This window comes from Streptomyces sp. NPDC001502 (assembly GCF_042894785.1).
In the GTDB taxonomy this organism is placed as follows: domain Bacteria; phylum Actinomycetota; class Actinomycetes; order Streptomycetales; family Streptomycetaceae; genus Streptomyces; species Streptomyces kutzneri.
This window is the reverse complement of record NZ_JBIAVW010000004.1, coordinates 35,273-54,937: the sequence shown is the minus strand read 5'-3', so window position 1 is coordinate 54,937 and position 19,665 is coordinate 35,273. Positions and strand designations below refer to the sequence as shown.

At 70.2% G+C, this 19,665-nt stretch carries 15 protein-coding genes; 6 read left to right on the top strand and 9 right to left on the bottom strand.

Features of this window, described 5'->3' with window-relative positions; genetic code table 11:
• Positions 1-77 precede the first annotated feature (77 nt).
• The 7 genes from ACFY0D_RS07465 to ACFY0D_RS07435 all read right to left on the bottom strand — a co-directional run bounded on the left by ACFY0D_RS07465 (position 78) and on the right by ACFY0D_RS07435 (position 10,981).
• Positions 78-1,130: an ABC transporter ATP-binding protein gene (locus ACFY0D_RS07465; protein WP_382542129.1), complete on the bottom strand. Its 1,053-nt coding sequence runs from the start codon at positions 1,128-1,130 to the stop codon at positions 78-80.
• A complete protein-coding gene (locus ACFY0D_RS07460; RefSeq protein WP_390797463.1) occupies positions 1,123-2,214 on the bottom strand; it encodes an ABC transporter ATP-binding protein in 1,092 nt (363 codons plus the stop codon). The genes ACFY0D_RS07465 and ACFY0D_RS07460 overlap by 8 nt, the downstream gene beginning before the upstream one ends.
• 9 nt (positions 2,215-2,223) lie before the next feature.
• Positions 2,224-3,147 carry an ABC transporter permease gene (locus ACFY0D_RS07455; protein ID WP_390797462.1) on the bottom strand — a complete coding sequence of 308 codons (924 nt, stop codon included), beginning with the start codon at positions 3,145-3,147 and terminating at the stop codon, positions 2,224-2,226.
• A gap of 23 nt (positions 3,148-3,170) precedes the next feature.
• Positions 3,171-4,097, bottom strand: coding sequence for an ABC transporter permease (locus ACFY0D_RS07450; protein WP_390797461.1), 927 nt, complete (start codon positions 4,095-4,097; stop codon positions 3,171-3,173).
• A gap of 198 nt (positions 4,098-4,295) precedes the next feature.
• Entirely contained in the window at positions 4,296-5,948 is a 1,653-nt protein-coding gene (locus ACFY0D_RS07445; RefSeq protein WP_390797460.1) for an ABC transporter substrate-binding protein, read from the bottom strand.
• Positions 5,949-6,419: 471 nt separating this feature from the next.
• Positions 6,420-8,324 carry a translational GTPase TypA gene (gene typA, locus ACFY0D_RS07440; RefSeq protein WP_390797459.1) on the bottom strand — a complete coding sequence of 635 codons (1,905 nt, stop codon included), beginning with the start codon at positions 8,322-8,324 and terminating at the stop codon, positions 6,420-6,422.
• A 335-nt stretch (positions 8,325-8,659) separates the two neighbouring features.
• On the bottom strand, positions 8,660-10,981 hold the full coding sequence (locus tag ACFY0D_RS07435; RefSeq protein WP_390797458.1) for an ABC transporter family substrate-binding protein: 2,322 nt from the start codon (positions 10,979-10,981) through the stop codon (positions 8,660-8,662).
• A 346-nt stretch (positions 10,982-11,327) separates the two neighbouring features.
• Here ACFY0D_RS07435 and ACFY0D_RS07430 point away from each other — a divergent pair, with 346 nt between their 5' ends.
• The 4 genes from ACFY0D_RS07430 to ACFY0D_RS07415 all read left to right on the top strand — a co-directional run bounded on the left by ACFY0D_RS07430 (position 11,328) and on the right by ACFY0D_RS07415 (position 15,149).
• Positions 11,328-11,552: a hypothetical protein gene (locus tag ACFY0D_RS07430; protein WP_030385851.1), complete on the top strand. Its 225-nt coding sequence runs from the start codon at positions 11,328-11,330 to the stop codon at positions 11,550-11,552.
• A gap of 102 nt (positions 11,553-11,654) precedes the next feature.
• Entirely contained in the window at positions 11,655-12,479 is an 825-nt protein-coding gene (locus ACFY0D_RS07425) for a hypothetical protein (protein WP_390797457.1), read from the top strand.
• A gap of 1 nt (position 12,480) precedes the next feature.
• Complete coding sequence (locus tag ACFY0D_RS07420; protein WP_390797456.1) at positions 12,481-14,382, top strand: fumarate reductase/succinate dehydrogenase flavoprotein subunit; 1,902 nt, start codon at positions 12,481-12,483, stop codon at positions 14,380-14,382.
• On the top strand, positions 14,379-15,149 hold the full coding sequence (locus ACFY0D_RS07415; protein WP_390797455.1) for a succinate dehydrogenase/fumarate reductase iron-sulfur subunit: 771 nt from the start codon (positions 14,379-14,381) through the stop codon (positions 15,147-15,149). Before ACFY0D_RS07420 ends, ACFY0D_RS07415 begins: the two co-directional genes overlap by 4 nt.
• A 57-nt stretch (positions 15,150-15,206) precedes the next feature.
• Here the strand turns inward: ACFY0D_RS07415 and ACFY0D_RS07410 are convergent, their stop codons facing one another.
• The gene (locus ACFY0D_RS07410) at positions 15,207-15,446 is read right to left on the bottom strand and encodes a hypothetical protein (RefSeq protein ID WP_390797454.1); all 240 of its coding nucleotides are present in this window, start codon (positions 15,444-15,446) and stop codon (positions 15,207-15,209) included.
• Between the two features lie 84 nt (positions 15,447-15,530).
• Between ACFY0D_RS07410 and ACFY0D_RS07405 the strand changes: the two genes are divergently transcribed.
• Positions 15,531-17,657 carry a TPM domain-containing protein gene (locus tag ACFY0D_RS07405; protein WP_390797453.1) on the top strand — a complete coding sequence of 709 codons (2,127 nt, stop codon included), beginning with the start codon at positions 15,531-15,533 and terminating at the stop codon, positions 17,655-17,657.
• A gap of 37 nt (positions 17,658-17,694) precedes the next feature.
• Positions 17,695-18,414 carry a PspA/IM30 family protein gene (locus ACFY0D_RS07400; RefSeq protein ID WP_390797452.1) on the top strand — a complete coding sequence of 240 codons (720 nt, stop codon included), beginning with the start codon at positions 17,695-17,697 and terminating at the stop codon, positions 18,412-18,414.
• Here ACFY0D_RS07400 and ACFY0D_RS07395 read toward each other — a convergent pair.
• Positions 18,411-19,658, bottom strand: a complete 1,248-nt coding sequence (locus tag ACFY0D_RS07395) for a hypothetical protein (RefSeq protein WP_390797451.1) — start codon at positions 19,656-19,658, stop codon at positions 18,411-18,413. The two genes, ACFY0D_RS07400 and ACFY0D_RS07395, sit on opposite strands and share 4 nt — an antisense overlap.
• Between the last annotated feature and the right edge of the window lie 7 nt (positions 19,659-19,665).

Below are 19,665 nucleotides of genomic sequence, written 5' to 3'. Positions count from 1 at the left end.
CCTGCACCGGTGACGAAAACGGCTGGTCCCCGGCGCCGTGAGGCACCGGGGACCAGCCGTCGGAAAGAACGCGTCGGTCAGACGGCCAGGATGGCCTTCTCCTCGGCGAAGTGGCACGCGGACTCGTGCGCGGCCAGGGTGTTCACGCCCTTGAAGCGCTCCGGGATCGCCAGCAGCGGCTCCTCGGTGGAGCACTTGTCCTGGGCCTTCCAGCAGCGGGTGCGGAAGCGGCAGCCCGACGGCGGGTTGGCCGGGGACGGGACGTCACCGGTGAGGATGATCCGCTCGCGACCCTCGCGCGCGTCCGGGTCGGGGACCGGGACGGCGGACAGCAGCGCCTGCGTGTACGGGTGGGTCGGGTGCTCGTAGATCTCGGCGTCGGAGCCGATCTCGGCCATCTTGCCCAGGTACATGACGCCCACGCGGTCCGAGATGTGCCGGACGATCGAGAGGTCGTGCGCGATGAAGAGGTAGGAGAGGTTGAACTCGTCCTGCAGCTTCTCCATCAGGTTGATGACCTGGGCCTGCACCGACACGTCGAGCGCGGAGACCGGCTCGTCGCAGATGATGATCTCCGGCTGCAGGGCGAGGCCGCGGGCGATGCCGATGCGCTGGCGCTGGCCGCCGGAGAACTGGTGCGGGTACCGGTTGATGTACTCCGGGTTCAGACCGACGACGTCCAGGAGCTCCTGGACCTTCTGCCGGCGGTTGCCCTTGGGAGCCACCTCGGGGTGGATCTCGAAAGGCTCCCCGATGATGTCGCCGACCGTCATGCGCGGGTTCAGCGACGTGTACGGGTCCTGGAAGACCATCTGGATGTTGCGGCGCACGGCCTTCAGCGCGCGGCCGGACAGCTTGCTGATGTCCTGGCCCTTGTAGAAGACCTCGCCGGCGGTCGCGCGCTCCAGGTTCATCAGGAGCTTGGCGACCGTGGACTTGCCACAGCCGGACTCACCGACGATACCGAGGGTCTCGCCCTGGTAGAGGTCGAAGGAGATCCCGTCGACCGCCTTGACCGCGCCGACCTGCTTCTTGAACAGGATTCCCTGGGTCAGCGGGAAGTGCTTGACCAGGTTACGGACCTGGAGGATCGGCTCGCGCTCGGTGGCGTTCTTGGTGAGCTCAGCCATGGATCTGGTCCTTCCAGAAGTGGCACGCGCTGCCGCGGCCGGGCAGTTCGGTGCCGTCCTGCTCGGTGACCGGGTGCAGCACCGGGATCTCGGTGCGGCAGATGTCCTGCGCCTTGGGGCAGCGGGGGCTGAAGGCGCAACCCGTGGGAATGCGGAGCAGGTTGGGCGGCAGACCCTTGATCGCGTAGAGCTCCTGGCCCTTCTGGTCCAGGCGCGGGATCGAGTCCAGCAGGCCACGGGTGTACGGGTGGGACGGGCGCTTGTAGATCTCGTGGACCGGAGCGGTCTCGACGATCCGGCCCGCGTACATGACCGCGATCTTGTCCGCGACGTCGGCGACGACGCCGAGGTCGTGGGTGATCAGGATCAGGCCCATGTTCATCTCGCGCTGGAGCTCCGCGAGCAGGTCCATGACCTGGGCCTGGACCGTCACGTCGAGAGCCGTGGTGGGCTCGTCGGCGATGATCAGGTCCGGCTCCAGGGCCAGCGCCATGGCGATCATGATGCGCTGGCGCATACCGCCCGAGAACTGGTGCGGGTAGTCCCCCACGCGCGCCTTGGCGGCGGGGATCTTCACGCGGTCCATGAGCTCGATGGCCTTGACCTTGGCGTCCTTCTTGGACATGCCGCGGTGGACCCGGAACATCTCGCCGAGCTGGTCGCCCACCGAGTAGACCGGGTTCAGGGAGGACAGCGCGTCCTGGAAGATCATCGCCATCTTGTCGCCGCGGAGCTTGCGGCGCTCCTCGTCGGACATCTTGAGGATGTCCTTGCCGTGGAAGCGCACCTCGCCGCCGGCGACCCGTCCGGGCGGGCTGTCGAGGATGCCCATGATCGCCTGAGCGGTGACGGACTTGCCGGAGCCGGACTCGCCGAGCACGGCGAGGGTCTCGCCGGCGCTGACGCTGTAGCTCACGCCGTTGACGGCCTTGGCGACCCCGTCACGGGTCTTGAACTCGACCTGGAGGTTGTCCACCTCCAGCAGCGGCACGGCGGATCCGCCGCCCGTCTCCGCAACGCTGAGAATCTCCGACGTGGTCACGCCGCCACCTTCGTCCTGCTTGCTGATGTTGTCTCGGGGCATCGCGCGGCCCTACCGGAGCTTCGGGTCGAGCGCGTCACGCAGGCCGTCGCCGACGAAGGCGAAGCCGAGCACGGTGACGACGACGAAGAGGCTGGGGAAGTACCACAGGTAGTCATTGACTCCGATGAAGCCCTGGCCGGCCGCGAGCATGTTGCCCCACTCGGGGACGTCGACGGGGACGCCGGCGCCGAGGAAGGAGAGCGCCGCCACACCGACGATCGTGGTACCGACGTTGAACGTCGCGTAGACCAGCACGGCGGTCAGCGAGTTGGGCAGGATGTGCGTGCGCACGACCCGCCAGCCACTGGCGCCCAGCGCCTTGGCCGCGTGGACGTAGTCCATCTCGCGCACGGACAGGATCGAGCTGCGCAGGAGCCTGGCCACGGTGGCCCACGAGAAGATCGCGAGCGAGATGATCACCGGCGTGATGCCACGGCCGGTGACCAGGATGATGACGATGGCACCGATCATCAGCGGGAACGCGAGGAAGACGTCCGCGACGCGCATGACCAGGGTGTCGGCGAAGCCGGGGAAGTAGCCGGCGATGGCGCCGAGGGCGACACCGATCAGCACCGCGAAGAAGATCGAGGCGAGGCCGACGAACATGGCCACGCGGGTGCCGACTATGAGGCGCGAGAACATGTCGCGGCCCAGGGCGTCGGTACCCATCCAGTGCGTGCCGTTGGGCGACACGAGGGTGTTCTCCAGGTCCTGCGCCCCCGGGTCGAAGGGGGTGAGGTAGTTGCCGAAGACGGCGGTCAGGAACAGCGCGGAGATGATGACGAGGCCGACGACAGCCAGCTTGTTCTGGGCGAAGCGGTGACGGATCTCGCCCCACTGGCTCAGTTGCTTGGGTCGGGGTTCGGCCGTGGCCGAAGCGGACGACACGGGGTTCTCGTCCCCGATCGCCGGGCTCGTTGCGAGCTCAGACATGAGGAAATCCTCCTTGGGGGCGGTCAGCTGAGGCGGATACGCGGGTCGAGGGCCGCGTACAGCAGGTCCACGATGAGGCTGAGGACGACGAAGATCGCGACGCTGTAGGTCACGACACCGATCACGATCGGGTTGTTCTGCTGCTGAATCGCCTGAACCAGTGCCAGACCGACACCGTCCCAGTTGAAGATCGCCTCAGTGATGAGCGCACCACCGAGGAGTGCACCGAACGAGATACCCAGGTAGGTGACCACGGGGATGGACGAGTTGCGCAGCACGTGCTTGAAGAGCACGCGGCGGCGCGGAAGTCCCTTGGCCACGGCCGTCTTCACGTAGTCCGCGCGCAGCACCTCCAGCATCGTGCCGCGGGTGAGGCGGGCGACGAAGGCGATGTCGGTGATGGCGAGGGTCACTGCGGGAAGAATCATGCCGTCGAGCTGGTCACCGCTCATCGGGGGGAACCAACCGAGCTCCACCGCGAAGTACTTCTTGAGCAGCATGCCGATGACGAAGGTTGGGAAACCGACGGCCATGGTCGTAAAGAATGTCGTGGTCATGTCCAAGATGCTGTATCTGTAGAGCGCGGCGATCATGCCGACGCCCATACCGAACACCGTGACGAGAGCGATGGCCAGCAGGGCCAGCTTCGCGGTGTTCTGCAGCTTGGGACCGAGGATCTCGGACACCTCGCGGCGCTGGATGAAGTCCTCGCCGAGGTCTCCGGTCGCAACCTTGGTCACGTAGTTCACGTACTGCTCGGGCAGCGACTTGTCGAGCCCGTAACGCGCCTTGAGTTCCGCGACCACTGCAGGGTCGCGTGCCTTGTCGCTGCCCGCGATCGAACCCACGGGATCGCCGGGGAGAACGAACAGACACGCGAACAGAACCATGGTCGCGCCGATGAGGACTATGACCATCTGCCCGAGGCGACGGGCGACGTACCTTCCCATGTTTGTGCCTCTCTACCTGGCCGCTTCTGGGAGCAGCGGCCTCCGGCCCAAGGAACGGGCCGGCTCTCGGCCTGCGGGGGTTACCCGCGGATGTGAGGGGTGCCGAAGTAAGAACGGCCTGCCGAGCGGGGCCGCGGCCCACCGGTCACCCGGGGGCCGCGGCACGTTCGCTCCTGACGGATATACCGTCCGAACCGGTTACTTCTTGAGCGAGATCTTCTCGAGGATCGGGTCCTCGTTGAAGTTGATGTCGTCCAGACCGTTGAACTTGTCGGTCGCCATCAGGCGGAACTGGGAACGGTTGAAGGTCGGGATGAGGGCCATGTCGTCCATGGCCATCTTCTCGGCCTGCTTGTACATCGCCAGTCGCGCGGCCTCGTCCTTGGTGGCGCGGGCCGTGTCGATCAGCTTGTCGAACTCGGGGTTGTTGTAACGGACGCGGTTGTCACCGACCACGTTGCCGTCCGCGTCCTTGTTCATCGAGGTCGAGTGCAGCAGCGGGAACAGGAAGTTCTCCGGGGTCGGGTAGTCCGCACCCCACGCGAAGCGGTAGATGCCGGTCGCGCCGTTACCCTGCTGCTCCTTGAGCATGCCCGGGAAGTCCTTGCCGTCCAGCTTGACCTTGACGCCGAGGACGTCCTCAAGCTGACGCGCGATGGCCTGGACCCACTCTTCGTGGCCCGCACCGGTGTTGAAGCTGAACTTGATCTCGGTGCCCGGCTTCAGGCCGCCCTTCTCGGCGTGCTCCTTGGCCTTGGCGACGTCCTGCTTGACGCAGGAGACGCACAGGTCCTTCTGGTACGCCTTCGGGAACGACGGCGGCACGATGGTCGTCGACGGGGTCTGGAAGCCCTGGAAGACACCCTTGGCGATGGCCTGCCGGTCGATCGCGTAGGAGATCGCCAGACGGGCGTCCTTGTTGTTCGTCGGACCGTTGTCACCGATCGGCAGAACGTAGTTCATGCCGCTGGTGTCCTTGGCGAACCACTTGTTCTGCGGCTTGTACTTCGCCTCGGCCGTCTTCAGCATCGGCGTCGGGATGTGCGCGTAGTCGAAGGTGCCGGCCTGGAAGCCGTCGTACTCGAGCTGCTGCGCGGTCTTGTCGTTGAGGAGCGTGACCTGGACCTTCCCGAGGGAGGCCTTCTGCAGCGAGTAGTCGTCGTTACGGACGAGGTTGATCGCCTTGTTGTGCTCCCACGTGCCGTCCATCTTGAACGGACCGTTGCCGACGGGGGCCTCGCCGAACGCCTTGTCCTCTTCGCCGACCTTGGCGACCTTCGGGACCGGGCTGTAGGCGTTGTGCGCCGTCTTCAGGACGAACTCGCAGTCCGCCTTGGACAGGTCGACCTTGATGGTGGTCGGGTCCGGCGTGGTGACACCGCTGAAGGTCTTGGCGGAGCCGTCCTGCAGCTGCTCGTAACCCTTGATGCCGGCGAAGTGGTACGCCACGTCGGACGCGGCGGCCTTGTGCGCGGCACGGGCCCAACCACGGGCGAACGACTCGGCGTCGACGACCTCGCCGTTGGAGAACTTGGTGTCCGGCTTGATCTTGAACGTCCAGGACGTGCAAGCCTCGTCCGAGGTCGCCGACTCGGCGAGCATGGGCTCGGCCATGCCGTCCGGCGTGTTCCCGTACAGGCCGGTGAACAGGGCGTTGGCCAGCAGGACACCGGTGGACTCGTGGGCACGCCCCGGGTCGATGGTGTCGGGCTCGGTGCTACCGAGCCGGAACACACCGCCGTTGGCGCTGCCCTTGTCCTTGCTGTCACCGTCACCGCCGCCACAGGCGGTAGCGGCCAGGGCGACGACAACCGCGCCCACGACCCACTTGGCGCTCTTGGCACCGCGCATGGGTTTCCTCCTCATGAGTCCACTGATCGACTTGAGGGGCAAAAAAACCTCGCCGACACCCCTGACGGCGAGCATTTCCGTGCCCATAGTGTGCTCGTGAGTCGGCGCGATCCCCACATCGCGTGACCCATTGACCCGAGCTCAATGGAGCCATCCTCAGGGACTGCCAGGCCGTAAACCACACTTAAGTGGTCTCGTTTTCACAACATCGATCCGCGTCAGAAACCCGAAATCCGGACAAACGGATAGGAGACAGACACGTGCGAAACGGACGGTTAGCTCATCATCCGGAGCGTCACGGTCGGTATGCGGACACCTGAACGCAAAAATCCGCTTGACAGAAGCGAACAGCCCCTCCCCTCACGGACTCCGTGAGGGGAGGGGCTGCTGTACTACCAGGGCCCTGCGGCCGACTGCGCCCGCCGTGGCCGCGGCCCGAGCAAACCCGGGCGAACGACCGTACGGCTGTTGTTACTTGGCGGACTTGGCGCGCGACGCGGTGCGCGAGCGGTCCTTCTGGTCCAGGACGACCTTGCGGATGCGGACGGCCTCCGGGGTCACCTCGACGCACTCGTCGTCGCGGCAGAACTCCAGGGACTGCTCCAGGGAGAGCTTGCGGGGCGGCACCACGTTCTCGGTGTTGTCCGCGGAAGCCGCACGCATGTTGGTGAGCTTCTTCTCCTTGGTGATGTTCACGTCCATGTCGTCGGAGCGCGAGTTCTCGCCGACGATCATGCCCTCGTACACCTCGGTGCCGGGGTCGGTGAACAGGACACCGCGCTCCTGCAGGTTGATCATCGCGAACGGCGTCACGGAGCCGGCGCGGTCGGCGACCAGCGAACCGTTGTTACGGGTCACCAGCTGGCCGAACCACGGCTCGTGGCCCTCGTGGATCGAGTGGGCGATGCCCGTGCCGCGCGTACCGGTCAGGAACTCGGTACGGAAGCCGATGAGACCGCGCGACGGGACGACGAACTCCATGCGGACCCAGCCGGAGCCGTGGTTCGACATGTTGTCCATGCGGCCCTTGCGGACGCCCATGAGCTGCGTGACGGCGCCCATGTGCTCCTCGGGGACGTCGATCGTCATGCGCTCGACCGGCTCGTGCACCTTGCCGTCGATCTCCTGCGTGACCACCTGCGGCTTGCCGATGGTCAGCTCGAAGCCCTCGCGGCGCATCTGCTCGACCAGGATGGCGAGCGCGAGCTCACCACGGCCCTGGACCTCCCAGGCGTCCGGACGCTCGGTCTCCAGCACGCGGAGCGAGACGTTACCGATCAGCTCGCGGTCCAGACGGTCCTTGACCTGGCGCGCGGTGACCTTGCGGTCCTTGACCGCGGACTTGGCGTCCGCGCCCTTGCCGCTGCCGCCACGGCCGACCATCGGGGAGGTGTTCGTACCGATGGTCATGGAGATCGCCGGCTCGTCGACCGAGATCAGCGGAAGCGCGATCGGGTTCTCCGGGTCGGCCAGGGTCTCACCGATCATGATGTCGGGGATACCGGCGACCGCGCAGATGTCACCCGGGCCCGCCACCTCGGCCGGCTTGCGGGTGAGCGCCTCGGTCATCATCAGCTCGGTGATGCGCACGTTCGACTGGGTGCCGTCACGCTTGATCCAGGTGACGGTCTGGCCCTTGCGCAGCTCGCCCTGCTCGACGCGCAGGAGCGCGATACGGCCGAGGAAGTTGTCGGCGTCCAGGTTGGTGACGTGGGCCTGAAGGGGGGCCTCCTCGTCGTACACCGGCGCGGGGACGTGCTCCAGGATGGTGGAGAAGAACGGCTCCAGGCTGTCGCTGTCCGGGGGGACGGTGCCGTCCTCGGGCTTGGTCAGCGAGGCCACGCCGTCACGGCCGCAGGCGTAGACGATCGGGAACTCGATCTGGTCCTCGTCCGCGTCCAGGTCCAGGAAGAGGTCGTACGTCTCGTTGACGACGGCGTCGATCCGGGAGTCCGGGCGGTCGGTCTTGTTGATGCAGAGGATGACCGGCATCTTCGCCTGCAGGGCCTTGCGCAGGACGAAGCGGGTCTGGGGCAGCGGACCCTCGGAGGCGTCCACCAGCAGAACGACGGCGTCCACCATCGACAGACCGCGCTCGACCTCACCACCGAAGTCGGCGTGGCCGGGGGTGTCGATGATGTTGATCGTGATCGGGGCCCCGCCGTCCTTGGGGTGATACTTCACCGCCGTGTTCTTGGCGAGGATCGTGATGCCCTTCTCACGCTCCAGGTCGTTCGAGTCCATCATGCGGTCGTCGAGGTGCTGGTGGGCGGCGAAGGCACCGGCCTGCTTGAGCATGGCATCGACGATGGTCGTCTTGCCATGGTCGACGTGGGCGACGATGGCGACGTTACGGATGTCGTGGCGCGTGGGCACTTCGGCGCTTCTCCCGGGATCGTGGATGGCGTCGCGTACGGTCCGGCACGCGCGCCTCGGCCGGGCGAAAACCTGCCACGGCCTTACCCCATGGTACGTCGAGTGGCGGGAACCGCCTGCCGGGGGGTCTGTCAAGAGGCCGGATGTATGAGTGCGGCCGAGGGTTGCGTGGGGTGCCCCGACCGCCGTTCCTGCCGGTATTCACGCGGGTCAACGGGTATGCACGACCTTGCCCGCCGGGGGATCCGGCGGGCAAGGGACTTGAGTCACATCTGAGCTTGTGACCCTTCGGTCAACCAGACAGGCACCGCTTTGTCATCACTTCTTCTCCCCCGCTACTTCTTCTTGTCCTTCGCGGTCGGCGCCTTCTTCCAGCCGATGTCCTGGTAGCGGGGGGCGCCGAGGCCGAAGGCGCCGGCGTTGGCGAGACCCGGCTTGACCGCCACCAGCTCGGGTCGCTGGAAGAGCGGGATGGAGCCCGCGGCGGCCCAGATCCGGGCGTCCGCCTTGCGCATCAGCTCACGGGACTGCTCCTCGTCCAGCTCGCCGACCGCCTGATCGAACAACTGGTCGATGTGGTCGGTGCCGACCCGTGTGTAGTTCTGTTCGACGAGGAGCGAGCCGTCCGCGGCCGGCTCCGGCTTGGCGAAGATCGGCCGGGCGTCGGTGGCCGGGTAGGCCGTCGCGGGCCAGGAGTAGAGGGCCAGGTCGTACTGGCCGGAGGCGATGTGGTCCTTGAAGAAGCTGTCGTCCGCCACCTTGATCGTCTCGGTGTTCACGCCGACCTTGCGGAGCATCCCGGCGATCCGCTCGCCGACCGTGCGCAGGGACTCCGAGCCGGGGCCCGCCGGGAGGACGAAGCGCAGGCTGAGCGCCTTGCCGTCCTTGGCGAGCATGTTCCCGGAGGTACGGACGGGCTGCTTGGCGGGGGCCGGGGCCGGGGAGGCCTTGGCGGGGTCGGCCGCGTCGCCTTCGCGGGCCGGGACCCCCTTGCCGTCGTCGGCGGCCGCCGCCCGGGCGGCCCGGGCGGCGTGGGCCGCCTGGGCGAGCAGGGATGCCCGCTGCCCGGCCCCGAAGGGGGCCGGGGCGAGCACCGGGGACGGCCCGTCCTGGGCCCCCGCCGGGGCGGTGCCGCTCTTCGGGCGGTCGGCGGCCGCCGACCGCGGCTCGCCGTTGGCCCCGTCGTCCTGGCCCACGATGTAGAGCCCGTCGTTGCCGGTGCCCGGGCCCGACGGGGTCTTCGAGTCGTCCTGCGGCGCGCTCTCCGGGCCGGCCTTGGCGCCCGCGGGCTCGGTGATCTTGCCGCCCTTGCGCCAGCCCGCGTCCGCGAACAGGGCCTGGGCCGCGTGGGTGTCCTGGCCGCCGAGCGCGTCGCTGTTGTCGGCGTACGCCCGCTGCCCGGCCAGGGCCAGGTGGCTGCCGACCGGGCTCGCGGGCAGGCCGAGCGGCTTGAGGACGATCTCCGCCAGCGCCTTGCGGTCCAGGGCCCGGGCCACCGCCCGGCGCACCCGCTCGTCCGCCAGCGGACCGGAGGCCCCGTTCATCGCCAGCTGGGTGTAGGCCGGCTCCAGCGACTTCCGCACGGTGAAGGCCTTCAGGGCCGCCTGCTCGTCCGCGTACCGCTTGACCGAGGCGAGGTGCTTCTGGCGGCTCTCCGTCTCCGCCGCCGCCTTCTCCTCGTCCGCACCGAAGGCGGTCGCCCACGACAGCGTGGCCTGCGCCGGGGTCAGCGCGGCCCCCGGGCCGTGGGCCGGGGCACCGCCCGCGCCCGGACCCTTCTTGGCGGCCGCGTCCCGGCGGGCCAGTGCGATCCGGTCGGCCCCGGCCCGGTCGATCTCCGCCAGATCGAGCTTCCCGGCGGCCAGCGCCGCCGGGCGCTCGGCCCGCGGGACCGCCGTCAGGACGAGCGTGTCCAGCTTGGCCGGACGGCCCCACCAGCGCGCGTTGCGGGTCAGGGCGGCGGTACCGGTCTTCTTGTCGATCGCGCCCAGCCCGAAGGGTCCGGCGGTGATCTTCAGCGCGCCGCGGGCGCCCTCGTTGAAGGCGTCCGGGGTGCCGGTGACCTGCTTGGGGTAGAGCGGGGTGAAGAGGGAGCGCCAGTCGGCGTACGGCTTGTTGAAGGTGACCCTGACCTCCAGGTCGGTCTTGCCCTTCTCGATCTTCTCGATCCGCTCGTAGCCGGCGTTGCGTGCCGTCCAGTACGCCGAGTCCTTGCCGTTCAGGGCCCGCCACTGCGCCACGAAGTCGGCGGCGCCGATCTCGCGCCCGTCGCTCCACACCGCCTTCTGGTTCAGCTTGTACTGGACGACCTGCTTCGGCTCCCGCTCGATGACCTCGGCCTTCTCCAGGTAGTCCGGGTTGGCCACCGGCCGCCCCTTGGCGTCCAGCACGAAGAGCTGGGGCAGCACGGCGCCGGCGATCCTGTTGGTGGTGGCGTCCGCATCGGCCTGGAAGGTGTTGAGGGTGTCCGGGAGCGTGTCCACCGCCCAGCGCAGCACACCCCCGTCCGCGACCTTGTCGCGGGTGGTCGTGGCGATGTCCTGTCCTGCGGCGGCCTGGCCGCCCTCCTCGTCACCCGCGCCGCAGCCCGTGAGCAGCGGCAGTGCGAGGACTCCCGAGGTCAGGAGCGCCAAGGACCTGCGCCTTCTCTGGGACATGGGTGGTACCTCCGGGGCGGGGCGTGGGGGAAGCATGATCACGTTCGGCGGTATATGGAGCTGATCACACCGGTTGCCGGAACCCACTGAAATAGACGGTCCGCCGCACCCCTCGCAGCCGCCTCTCGCCACGCCGCGAACCCCACCCGTGCGGACCAATCCCGCTTGCGCGGCAGGAGGCGTTCCCCCGGGAGAGGGATGAGAATGGGGGGCGGGGAGGGGCGCACGATTCACGCCTGCGCGCCCGCAATCGCTGCACGTCCCTTCACAACGGGGGACGGGAAGCGCGACACTCGCAGGCGCACATGAGCGTTGCCACCGCACCTGGCGGAAGTGAGGGCAAATCATGTCCCTGCAAGACGATCTGAGTGCCGTACGGCGCAACCTGGACGAGCTGACGCGCAAGGTCGAGCGGCTGGAACAGCAGGCCGCCCGGCAGAAGCCGTCGACGACGGCGGCGGGTCCGGACCCGTCCCGGATGGTGACGGTCCCGGACACCCCGTACGACAGCTCCCTGTGGACGGACTCCGACGACGAGGGCCTGGGCGCCCGCGACCGCCGCGCCCCCTGAGGCACCCCGTCACGGACACGCATCCACCCACGCCCCGTCCGGTCCGGCCGTCCGCGGCCGGGCCGGACGGGGCACCCTTCATCACTCCTCCCGGAGTCTTCTTTGGCCACAGGCACGGAACGACCCCAGCAGCGGCCCGGCGGCGTCCACGACGCCTCACGGGCCGCGATCGCGGCCCGGCACCTGCGGACCGACCGGTGGTGGCTGTCCCCCGCCGGCACCGCGGCCGGGCTGTTCGCCTTCATCGTCTACTCGACCTGGCGGGCCTTCGCGAACGCCGACTACTACGCGGCCCCGTACGTCTCCCCCTTCTACTCCCCGTGTCTCGCGGAGAACTGCGTCCCGATGAAGGGCGGGCCCAACTGGGAGATCTTCGGCAGCTGGTGGGGCCTCTCCCCCGCCCTGCTGATCCTGATCTTCCCGCTCGGCTTCCGGCTGACCTGCTACTACTACCGCAAGGCCTACTACCGGGGCTTCTGGTCCTCGCCGCCCGCCTGCGCCGTCGCCGAACCGCACACGAGGTACACCGGCGAGACCCGCTTCCCGCTGATCCTCCAGAACGCGCACCGGTACTTCTTCTACGCGGCGGTCCCGGTCGCGGGCATCCTGACGTACGACACGGTGCTGACCTTCCGCGACGAGCACTACGCCTGGGGCCACATGGGCCTCGGGACCCTGCTGTTCCTGGTCAACATCACGCTGATCTGGGCCTACACGCTGTCCTGCCACTCCTGTCGCCACATCATGGGCGGCCGGCTCAAGCACTTCTCCAAGCACCCGGTCCGCTACCGGCTCTGGGGCTGGATCAGCCGGCTCAACGCCCGCCACATGCAGCTGGCGTGGGCCTCCCTCATCAGCGTGGCCCTGTGCGACTTCTACGTGTACCTGCTGGCGAGCGGCGCCTTCACCGATCCGAGGTTCTTCTGACATGGCTCAAGTGGAACGGCAGCAGTGGGACGTGGTCGTGGTCGGCGCCGGCGGCGCCGGGCTGCGCGCCGCGATCGAGGCCCGCGAGCGCGGCGCCCGTACGGCCGTGATCTGCAAGTCCCTGTTCGGCAAGGCCCATACGGTGATGGCGGAGGGCGGGATCGCCGCCTCCATGGGCAACGTCAACGAGGGCGACAACTGGCAGGTGCACTTCCGCGACACCATGCGCGGGGGCAAGTTCCTCAACCAGTGGCGGATGGCGGAACTCCACGCGAAGGAGGCCCCGGACCGGGTCTGGGAGCTGGAGACCTGGGGCGCCCTCTTCGACCGGACGCCCGACGGGAAGATCTCCCAGCGCAACTTCGGCGGGCACGAGTACCCGCGCCTCGCGCACGTCGGCGACCGCACCGGCCTGGAGCTGATCCGCACGCTCCAGCAGAAGATCGTCCAGCTCCAGCAAGAGGACTTCAAGGAGTACGGGGACTACGAGGCCCGGCTCAAGGTCTTCCAGGAATGCACGGTCACCCGGGTCCTCAAGGACGGGCAGCGGGTCTCGGGGACCTTCTGCTACGAACGCGAGTCCGGCCGCTTCTTCGTGCTGGAGGCCCCGGCGGTCGTCCTCGCCACGGGCGGGATCGGCAAGTCCTTCAAGACCACCTCCAACTCCTGGGAGTACACGGGCGACGGCCACGCGCTGGCCCTGCTCGCGGGCGCGCCCCTGCTCAACATGGAGTTCGTGCAGTTCCACCCGACCGGCATGGTCTGGCCGCCGTCGGTCAAGGGCATCCTCGTCACCGAGTCCGTGCGCGGCGACGGCGGGGTGCTGCGCAACTCCGAGGGCAAGCGGTTCATGTTCGACTACGTCCCCGACGTCTTCAAGGAGAAGTACGCGGAGTCGGAGGCGGAGGGCGACCGCTGGTACGAGGACCCGGACCACAACCGGCGCCCGCCCGAGCTGCTGCCGCGCGACGAGGTGGCGCGGGCGATCAACTCCGAGGTGAAGGCGGGCCGCGGCTCCCCGCACGGCGGGGTCTTCCTCGACGTGTCCACCCGGATGCCGGCCGAGCGGATCAAGCGGCGGCTCCCGTCGATGTACCACCAGTTCAAGGAGCTGGCGGACGTGGACATCACCGCGGAGCCGATGGAGGTGGGCCCGACCTGCCACTACGTGATGGGCGGGATCGCGGTCGACTCGGAGTCCGCCGCCACCGTCGGGGTGCCGGGGCTGTTCGCGGCCGGTGAGGTCGCGGGCGGGATGCACGGCTCGAACCGGCTCGGCGGCAACTCCCTCTCCGACCTGCTGGTCTTCGGGCGGCGGGCCGGACTGCACGCGGCGGAGCACGCCACGGCCGCCGGTGAGCGCCCGGCGGTCTCCCAGGCGGAGATCGACGCGGCGGCCGCGGAGGCGCTGGCCCCGTTCCACGCGGCCGAGGGCGCGGAGAACCCGTACACCCTCCACCAGGAACTGCAGACGACCATGAACGACCTCGTCGGCATCATCCGGCGCGCGGGCGAGATGGCCGAGGCCCTGGAGAAGCTCGCCACCCTGCGCGTACGGGCCTCCCGGGCCGGTGTCGAGGGACACCGGCAGTTCAACCCCGGCTGGCACCTCGCCCTGGACCTGCGGAACATGCTGCTGGTCAGCGAGTGCGTGGCCCGCGCGGCCCTGGAGCGCACCGAGAGCCGGGGCGGGCACACCCGCGAGGACTGCCCGTCGATGGAGCGCGACTGGCGTCCGGTGAACCTGCTGTGCCGCCCGGTGGACCCGCCCCCGGCGGACCCCGCAGCCGACCGGATCGCCCTGGTCCGCACGCGCACCGAGCCCATCCGTCCCGACCTGCTCGCGCTCTTCGAGAAGGAAGAGCTGGTCAAGTACCTCGCCGAAGAGGAGCTGCACCGATGAGTACGTACGACGCGAGCTTCCGGATCTGGCGGGGCGACGCGGAGGGCGGGGAGCTGCGCGACTTCACGGTCGAGGTGCACGACGGGGAGGTGGTCCTGGACATCGTCCACCGGCTCCAGGCCACCCAGGCCTCGGACCTGGCGGTGCGCTGGAACTGCAAGGCGGGCAAGTGCGGCTCGTGCAGTGCGGAGGTCAACGGCCGGCCGCGGCTGATGTGCATGACGCGCATGTCGACCTTCGAGCGGTCCGAGACGATCACGGTCACCCCGCTGCGCGCCTTCCCCGTCGTCCGGGACCTGGTGACGGACGTGTCCTTCAACTACGCCAAGGCGCGGGAGGTCCCGGCCTTCGTACCACCGGAGGGGGTGGCCCCGGGCGCGTACCGGATGCAGCAGATCGATGTGGAGCGCTCGCAGGAGTTCCGCAAGTGCATCGAGTGCTTCCTGTGCCAGGACACCTGTCACGTGGTGCGTGACCACGAGGAGAACAAGGGCGTCTTCGCCGGTCCGCGCTTCCTGATGCGGGTGGCGGAGCTGGACATGCATCCGCTGGACGCGGCGGCGGAGGCGGGCCTGGACCGCAAACGCACCGCGCAGGAGGAGCACGGGCTCGGCTACTGCAACATCACCAAGTGCTGTACGGAGGTCTGCCCGGAGGGCATCAAGATCACCGACAACGCGCTGATCCCGCTGAAGGAGCGGGCGGTGGACCGCAAGTACGACCCGTTGGTGTGGCTGGGGAACAGGATCGGGCGCCGGCAGGGCTGACCGCCGGGCCCGGGCTCCCTCGGGAGGGCCCGGGCCGGCGTCAGGCGTTCGGCGTGGTCAGCGCCCGGAGTGGTCGATGACGTTGCCGTTGGAGCAGTTGTTCGCGTGGTCCCCCACCCAGTCGCCCAGGACGGGGGCCACGGCCACCTCCTGGAGGCAGACGGCGGCCGCGGTGAAGTTCCAGTTGTTGGCCGCGTTCACCCCGCCGCCGAAGTTGCTGTCGTTGTCGGCGTGGGCGGGCGTGGCGAGGGCGAGCGCGGCCACGGCGAGCGCGGCGGCGGAGATGATCTTCTTCATGGGCTGCCAACGAGCCGGCGGCGCGCCGGTCACGGACGATGACTCCGAATGCGCGGCCGCGAAACCCCCCATAACCTCCCAATTGTGATTCCGCCGAGAAGCAGGCCGCGCCGCAGGACGTTGGTACGGGCCGGGCTCGCCCTGGCGGCCGGGCTGCTCGCGGTCGGCGGCTGGGCCGCGGCCGGGGCGGCGCCCGCATGGGCCGAGGATCCCGTCACCCTGTCCCAGCAGGGGCAGATCACCGACCGCGTGGGCGCCCTGGGCGACCGGAAGGGAGCCGTCACCGCCGCGCTCGACAAGCTGTACGCCGACCGGAAGATCCAGCTCTTCGTCGCCTACGTACGGGACTTCTCCGGACGCTCCGCCCAGAGCTGGGCCGACGCCACCGCGCAGCGCAACGGCCTCGGCCAGAACGACGTCCTGCTGGCCGTGGCGACCGGGGCCCGCCAGTACGCCTATTCGGCCGATGTCGACTCCGGTTTCACCGAGCAGCAGCTGGCCACCGTCGCGCGGACCGCCATCGAGCCCGCCTTGAAGCAGAACGACTGGGCGGGCGCCGCCATCGGTGCGGCCAACGGCTACAACGCCGTCCTCGGCGGTCAGCCGGTCCCCGTGCCCACCATCACCCCCGGCCCGGCGAATCCCGGCGGCGAGGGGAGCGGCGAGAGCGGGGCCGGGGACTTCGTGCTCCCGGTGGTCGCCGTCGGCGCGGCGGGGGCGCTGGCGGCGTACACGTACACCCGCCGCAAGCGCAAGGACGCCGCCGCGGGCGGGCGCGGTACGACGACCGGGCCGGGCTGGCCCGAAGGGGCGCCGGACCGGCTCCCGCTGCCGGAGCTGGACGCCAGGGCCAAGACCCTGCTGGTGGAGACCGACGACGCGGTCCGCACCAGCACCGAGGAGCTCGGTTTCGCCTCGGCCCAGTTCGGCGAGGAGGCGGCCCGCCCCTTCGTCGCGGCCGTGGCGTACGCCAAGGACGAGCTCACGCACGCCTTCCGGCTGCGCCAGCAGCTCGACGACGCCTACCCGGAGGACGACGCGACCCGGCGCCGGATGCTGGACGAGATCGTCGCCCGGTGCACCGAGGCGAACCGGCGGCTGGACGCCGAGTCGGAGGACTTCGACCGGCTGCGGGACCTGGAGAAGAACGCCCCGCAGGCCCTGGCATCGGTGGAGCAGGGCTACCTGGACCTGACCGGGCGCGCGGCCACCGCCGAGGCGACGCTGACCGCGCTGGCCGGGCGGTACGCGGACTCGGCGTCCGCGCCCGTCGCCTCCAACGCCGAACAGGCCAAGGACCGGCTGCTGTTCGCGGCGACCCATCTGGGCCTGGCGCACGCGGCCCTCGACGCGGGCGGGAACGGCGCGGCGGCCGTGCACGTACGGGCCGCCGAGAGCGCGGTGGACCAGGCGGCGACCCTGGTGGACGCGGTCGAGCGGCGGGCGCAGGAACTGGCGGAGGCGGCCGGGAAGCTGCCGGGTGCGCTGACCGAGACGGACACCGACCTCGCGGACGCCCGCGGGCTGCTCACCGGCACGGCGGAGGGCACCTCGACGGCGGACCTGCGCGGGCGGATCGGCCGTGCGGAGGCCGTGCTGGCCGACGTACGGCGGGAGGAGGCGGCCGGCCGGTACGACCCGATCGACGCCCTGCGCCGGATCGAGGAGGCCGACGCGGCCCTCGACGAGGCGCTGGCCGGGGCGCGGGAACGGGAGTCGGGGCGGCAGCGGGCGGTGGCCCTGCTCGACCAGGCCATGCTGGCGGCGCGCAGCGCGATCGGCGCGGCGACGGACTACATCACCACCACCCGGGGCGCGGTGGGCAGCCAGGCCCGCACCCGGCTGGCGGAGGCGGGCCGGCATCTGGAGCGTGCGGTGTCCCTGGCGGCTGCCGACCCGGCGGGGGCGCTGGCGGAGGCCCAGCAGGCGGACGGGCTGGCGCGGCAGGCGCAGCAGCTGGCGGAGCAGGACGTACGGGCGTACCAGGACCCGTACGCGGGCCGGCGGTCCGGCGGCCAGGGCGGCGCCGTGCTGGGCGGGATCATCCTCGGCGAGATCCTGCGGGGCGGCCGGGGCGGCGGGGGCGGTTTCGGGGGCTTCGGCGGCGGGGGCGGCGGTTTCGGGGGCGGTGGGGGCGGGGGCGGCAGCGGTCCCGGCTCCTTCGGCGGCGGCGGAACCCGCGGCCGCATGGGCGGCGGCGGCCGCTTCTGAACGGCACACACATCGGCCCTGACCAGGAGAGACCACGATGAGCAAGCAGACCATCCTCGGCCGCGTCACCCAGCTCGCCAAGGCCAACATCAATGCGCTGCTGGACCAGGCGGAGGATCCGCAGAAGATGCTGGACCAGCTGATCCGCGACTACACGAACAACATCTCGGAGGCGGAACAGGCGGTCGCGACGACGATCGGCAATCTGCGGATGCTGGAGGCGGACCACAAGGAGGACGTGGAGACGGCCGCCGAGTGGGGCGGCAAGGCCCTGGCCGCGAGCCGGAAGGCGGACGAGCTGCGGGCGGCGGGGGCGGCGGCGGACGCCGACAGGTTCGACAACCTCGCGAAGGTGGCGCTGGGCCGGCAGATCCAGTCCGAGAAGGAGGCGACGGTGGCGGAGCCGACGATCGCCGCCCAGACGGAGGTCGTCGACAAGCTCAAGTCGGGCCTGGACGCGATGCGGAACAAACTGACGGAGCTCCAGTCGAAGCGCGACGAGCTGGTCGCCCGGGCGAAGACCGCACAGGCGCAGAACACGATGATGGACGCGGTGAAGAACATCGACGTGCTGGACCCGACGAGCGACCTGCACCGCTTCGAGGAGAAGGTGCGCCGGGAGGAGGCGATGGCGCTCGGCAAGCAGGAGCTGGCCGCGTCCTCCCTGGACGCCCAGTTCGAAGCCCTGGACGACCTCGGCAAGACCTCGGAGATCGAGGCCCGCCTGGCAGCCCTCAAATCCCGCAAGGCCGCCTAGACCACCTGGGCCGCCTGGGCCGCCTGGGCCGGGAACCCCTCGGCCCGCTCCGCCGCGGCCGCCCGGACGTCCGGGTCCTCCATCGGGTCGTCGCGCAGTGCTGCCAGCCGCTCGCGCACCTCCGGGACGGCGGGCGCGGCGGCGACGGCGAACAGGCGGGTCCGCTCCTCGCAGTCCCAGAGGCACTCCGTGTACAGGTCCTGGGCGGTGCCCGGGTCGACGGCGGCGATCGCCTCCAGGTAGTCGGCCCGCTCGTAGGTGTGCGGCGTTCGGTGCACGAGGGCCCGCAGCGGCGCGGCCGCCGCGGCGGCGACGGGCCCGAGGTGGGCCAGGCGCCGGGCGACGTCGTCGGGTCCGCACCACTGGCCCGTCTCCTGGTGGCCGGCGAGTTCCCGCAGCAGCCGGGGAAGGGCTCCGGGGCCGGGGTGGTCGGCCAGTACGTCCGCGCCGAGCCGGGCCAGCCACTCCCGTTCGTCCTGGGCCCAGCCGCGGGCGGCGGGCACGGCACGGGCTCCGAGCCGCCGGAGGGCGGACCGGACCAGGGGCAGCGGCCGTGCGCCGCCGGGGGCGCCGAGCAGCGGCACGAGCGGGATCAGTCCGGGCTGCGGGCCGCGCCGGACCAGGGTCCGCAGCGCGTACGTCCGGTCGGACCCGGTCGCGCCGGGCGCCGCGATCAGGGCGAGCAGCTGTTCGGTGCCGAGCCGCTCCCGGCCGGTGTCCGGCCGGGAGGCCTGCGGGGCCCGGGGGTCCCGCGCGATGCCGAACAGTTCCCACGGCTCGCGGGCCCAGGGCGGCTCTTCCTCATCGGCGATCCGTTCCCGGGCCACGTCACCGAGCTCCTCCCACCAGTGCCGGGGCCATTCGGTGGCGATCGACTCCAGAACGCCGGCCCAGTGCGTGCCGGTGCGGACGTAGTCGCGCAGTCCTTCCGCGGCCTCGGTGTCACCCGCGAGCGCGAGCAGTTCCAGCACGGATGCGGCACGCCAGAGGGCCTCCTCGTCACCGGCCATCTGGTCGATGAGCGGACCGATGGGCAGGCCGAGGTCCCGGACCAACCGGGCGTGGTAGAGGGCGCGGTGGTCGCATTGGCTGTCCCAGCGCCATTCGCGGCGGATGCAGTCGTACACGTACGGAGCCGCGGCGGCGGGGTCGTCGAGGGCGCGGAGGTGGCCGAGGCCGCGCCCGCGCTGGAGGAGCCCCTGGAGGGAGCCGGGCGGCGCGTACGCCGGGGTGTCGTCGGTCATCCCCGGG

Coding starts and splice junctions, on each gene's coding strand:
- ACFY0D_RS07420 (WP_390797456.1), top strand. CDS start 12,481: ATGGCTCAAGTGGAACGGCAGCAGTGGGACGTGGTCGTGGTCGGCGCC.
- ACFY0D_RS07400 (WP_390797452.1), top strand. CDS start 17,695: ATGAGCAAGCAGACCATCCTCGGCCGCGTCACCCAGCTCGCCAAGGCC.
- ACFY0D_RS07455 (WP_390797462.1), bottom strand. CDS start 3,147: ATGTCTGAGCTCGCAACGAGCCCGGCGATCGGGGACGAGAACCCCGTG.
- ACFY0D_RS07395 (WP_390797451.1), bottom strand. CDS start 19,658: ATGACCGACGACACCCCGGCGTACGCGCCGCCCGGCTCCCTCCAGGGG.
- ACFY0D_RS07430 (WP_030385851.1), top strand. CDS start 11,328: ATGTCCCTGCAAGACGATCTGAGTGCCGTACGGCGCAACCTGGACGAG.
- ACFY0D_RS07465 (WP_382542129.1), bottom strand. CDS start 1,130: ATGGCTGAGCTCACCAAGAACGCCACCGAGCGCGAGCCGATCCTCCAG.
- ACFY0D_RS07460 (WP_390797463.1), bottom strand. CDS start 2,214: ATGCCCCGAGACAACATCAGCAAGCAGGACGAAGGTGGCGGCGTGACC.
- ACFY0D_RS07435 (WP_390797458.1), bottom strand. CDS start 10,981: ATGTCCCAGAGAAGGCGCAGGTCCTTGGCGCTCCTGACCTCGGGAGTC.
- ACFY0D_RS07450 (WP_390797461.1), bottom strand. CDS start 4,097: ATGGGAAGGTACGTCGCCCGTCGCCTCGGGCAGATGGTCATAGTCCTC.
- ACFY0D_RS07445 (WP_390797460.1), bottom strand. CDS start 5,948: ATGCGCGGTGCCAAGAGCGCCAAGTGGGTCGTGGGCGCGGTTGTCGTC.
- ACFY0D_RS07410 (WP_390797454.1), bottom strand. CDS start 15,446: ATGAAGAAGATCATCTCCGCCGCCGCGCTCGCCGTGGCCGCGCTCGCC.
- ACFY0D_RS07415 (WP_390797455.1), top strand. CDS start 14,379: ATGAGTACGTACGACGCGAGCTTCCGGATCTGGCGGGGCGACGCGGAG.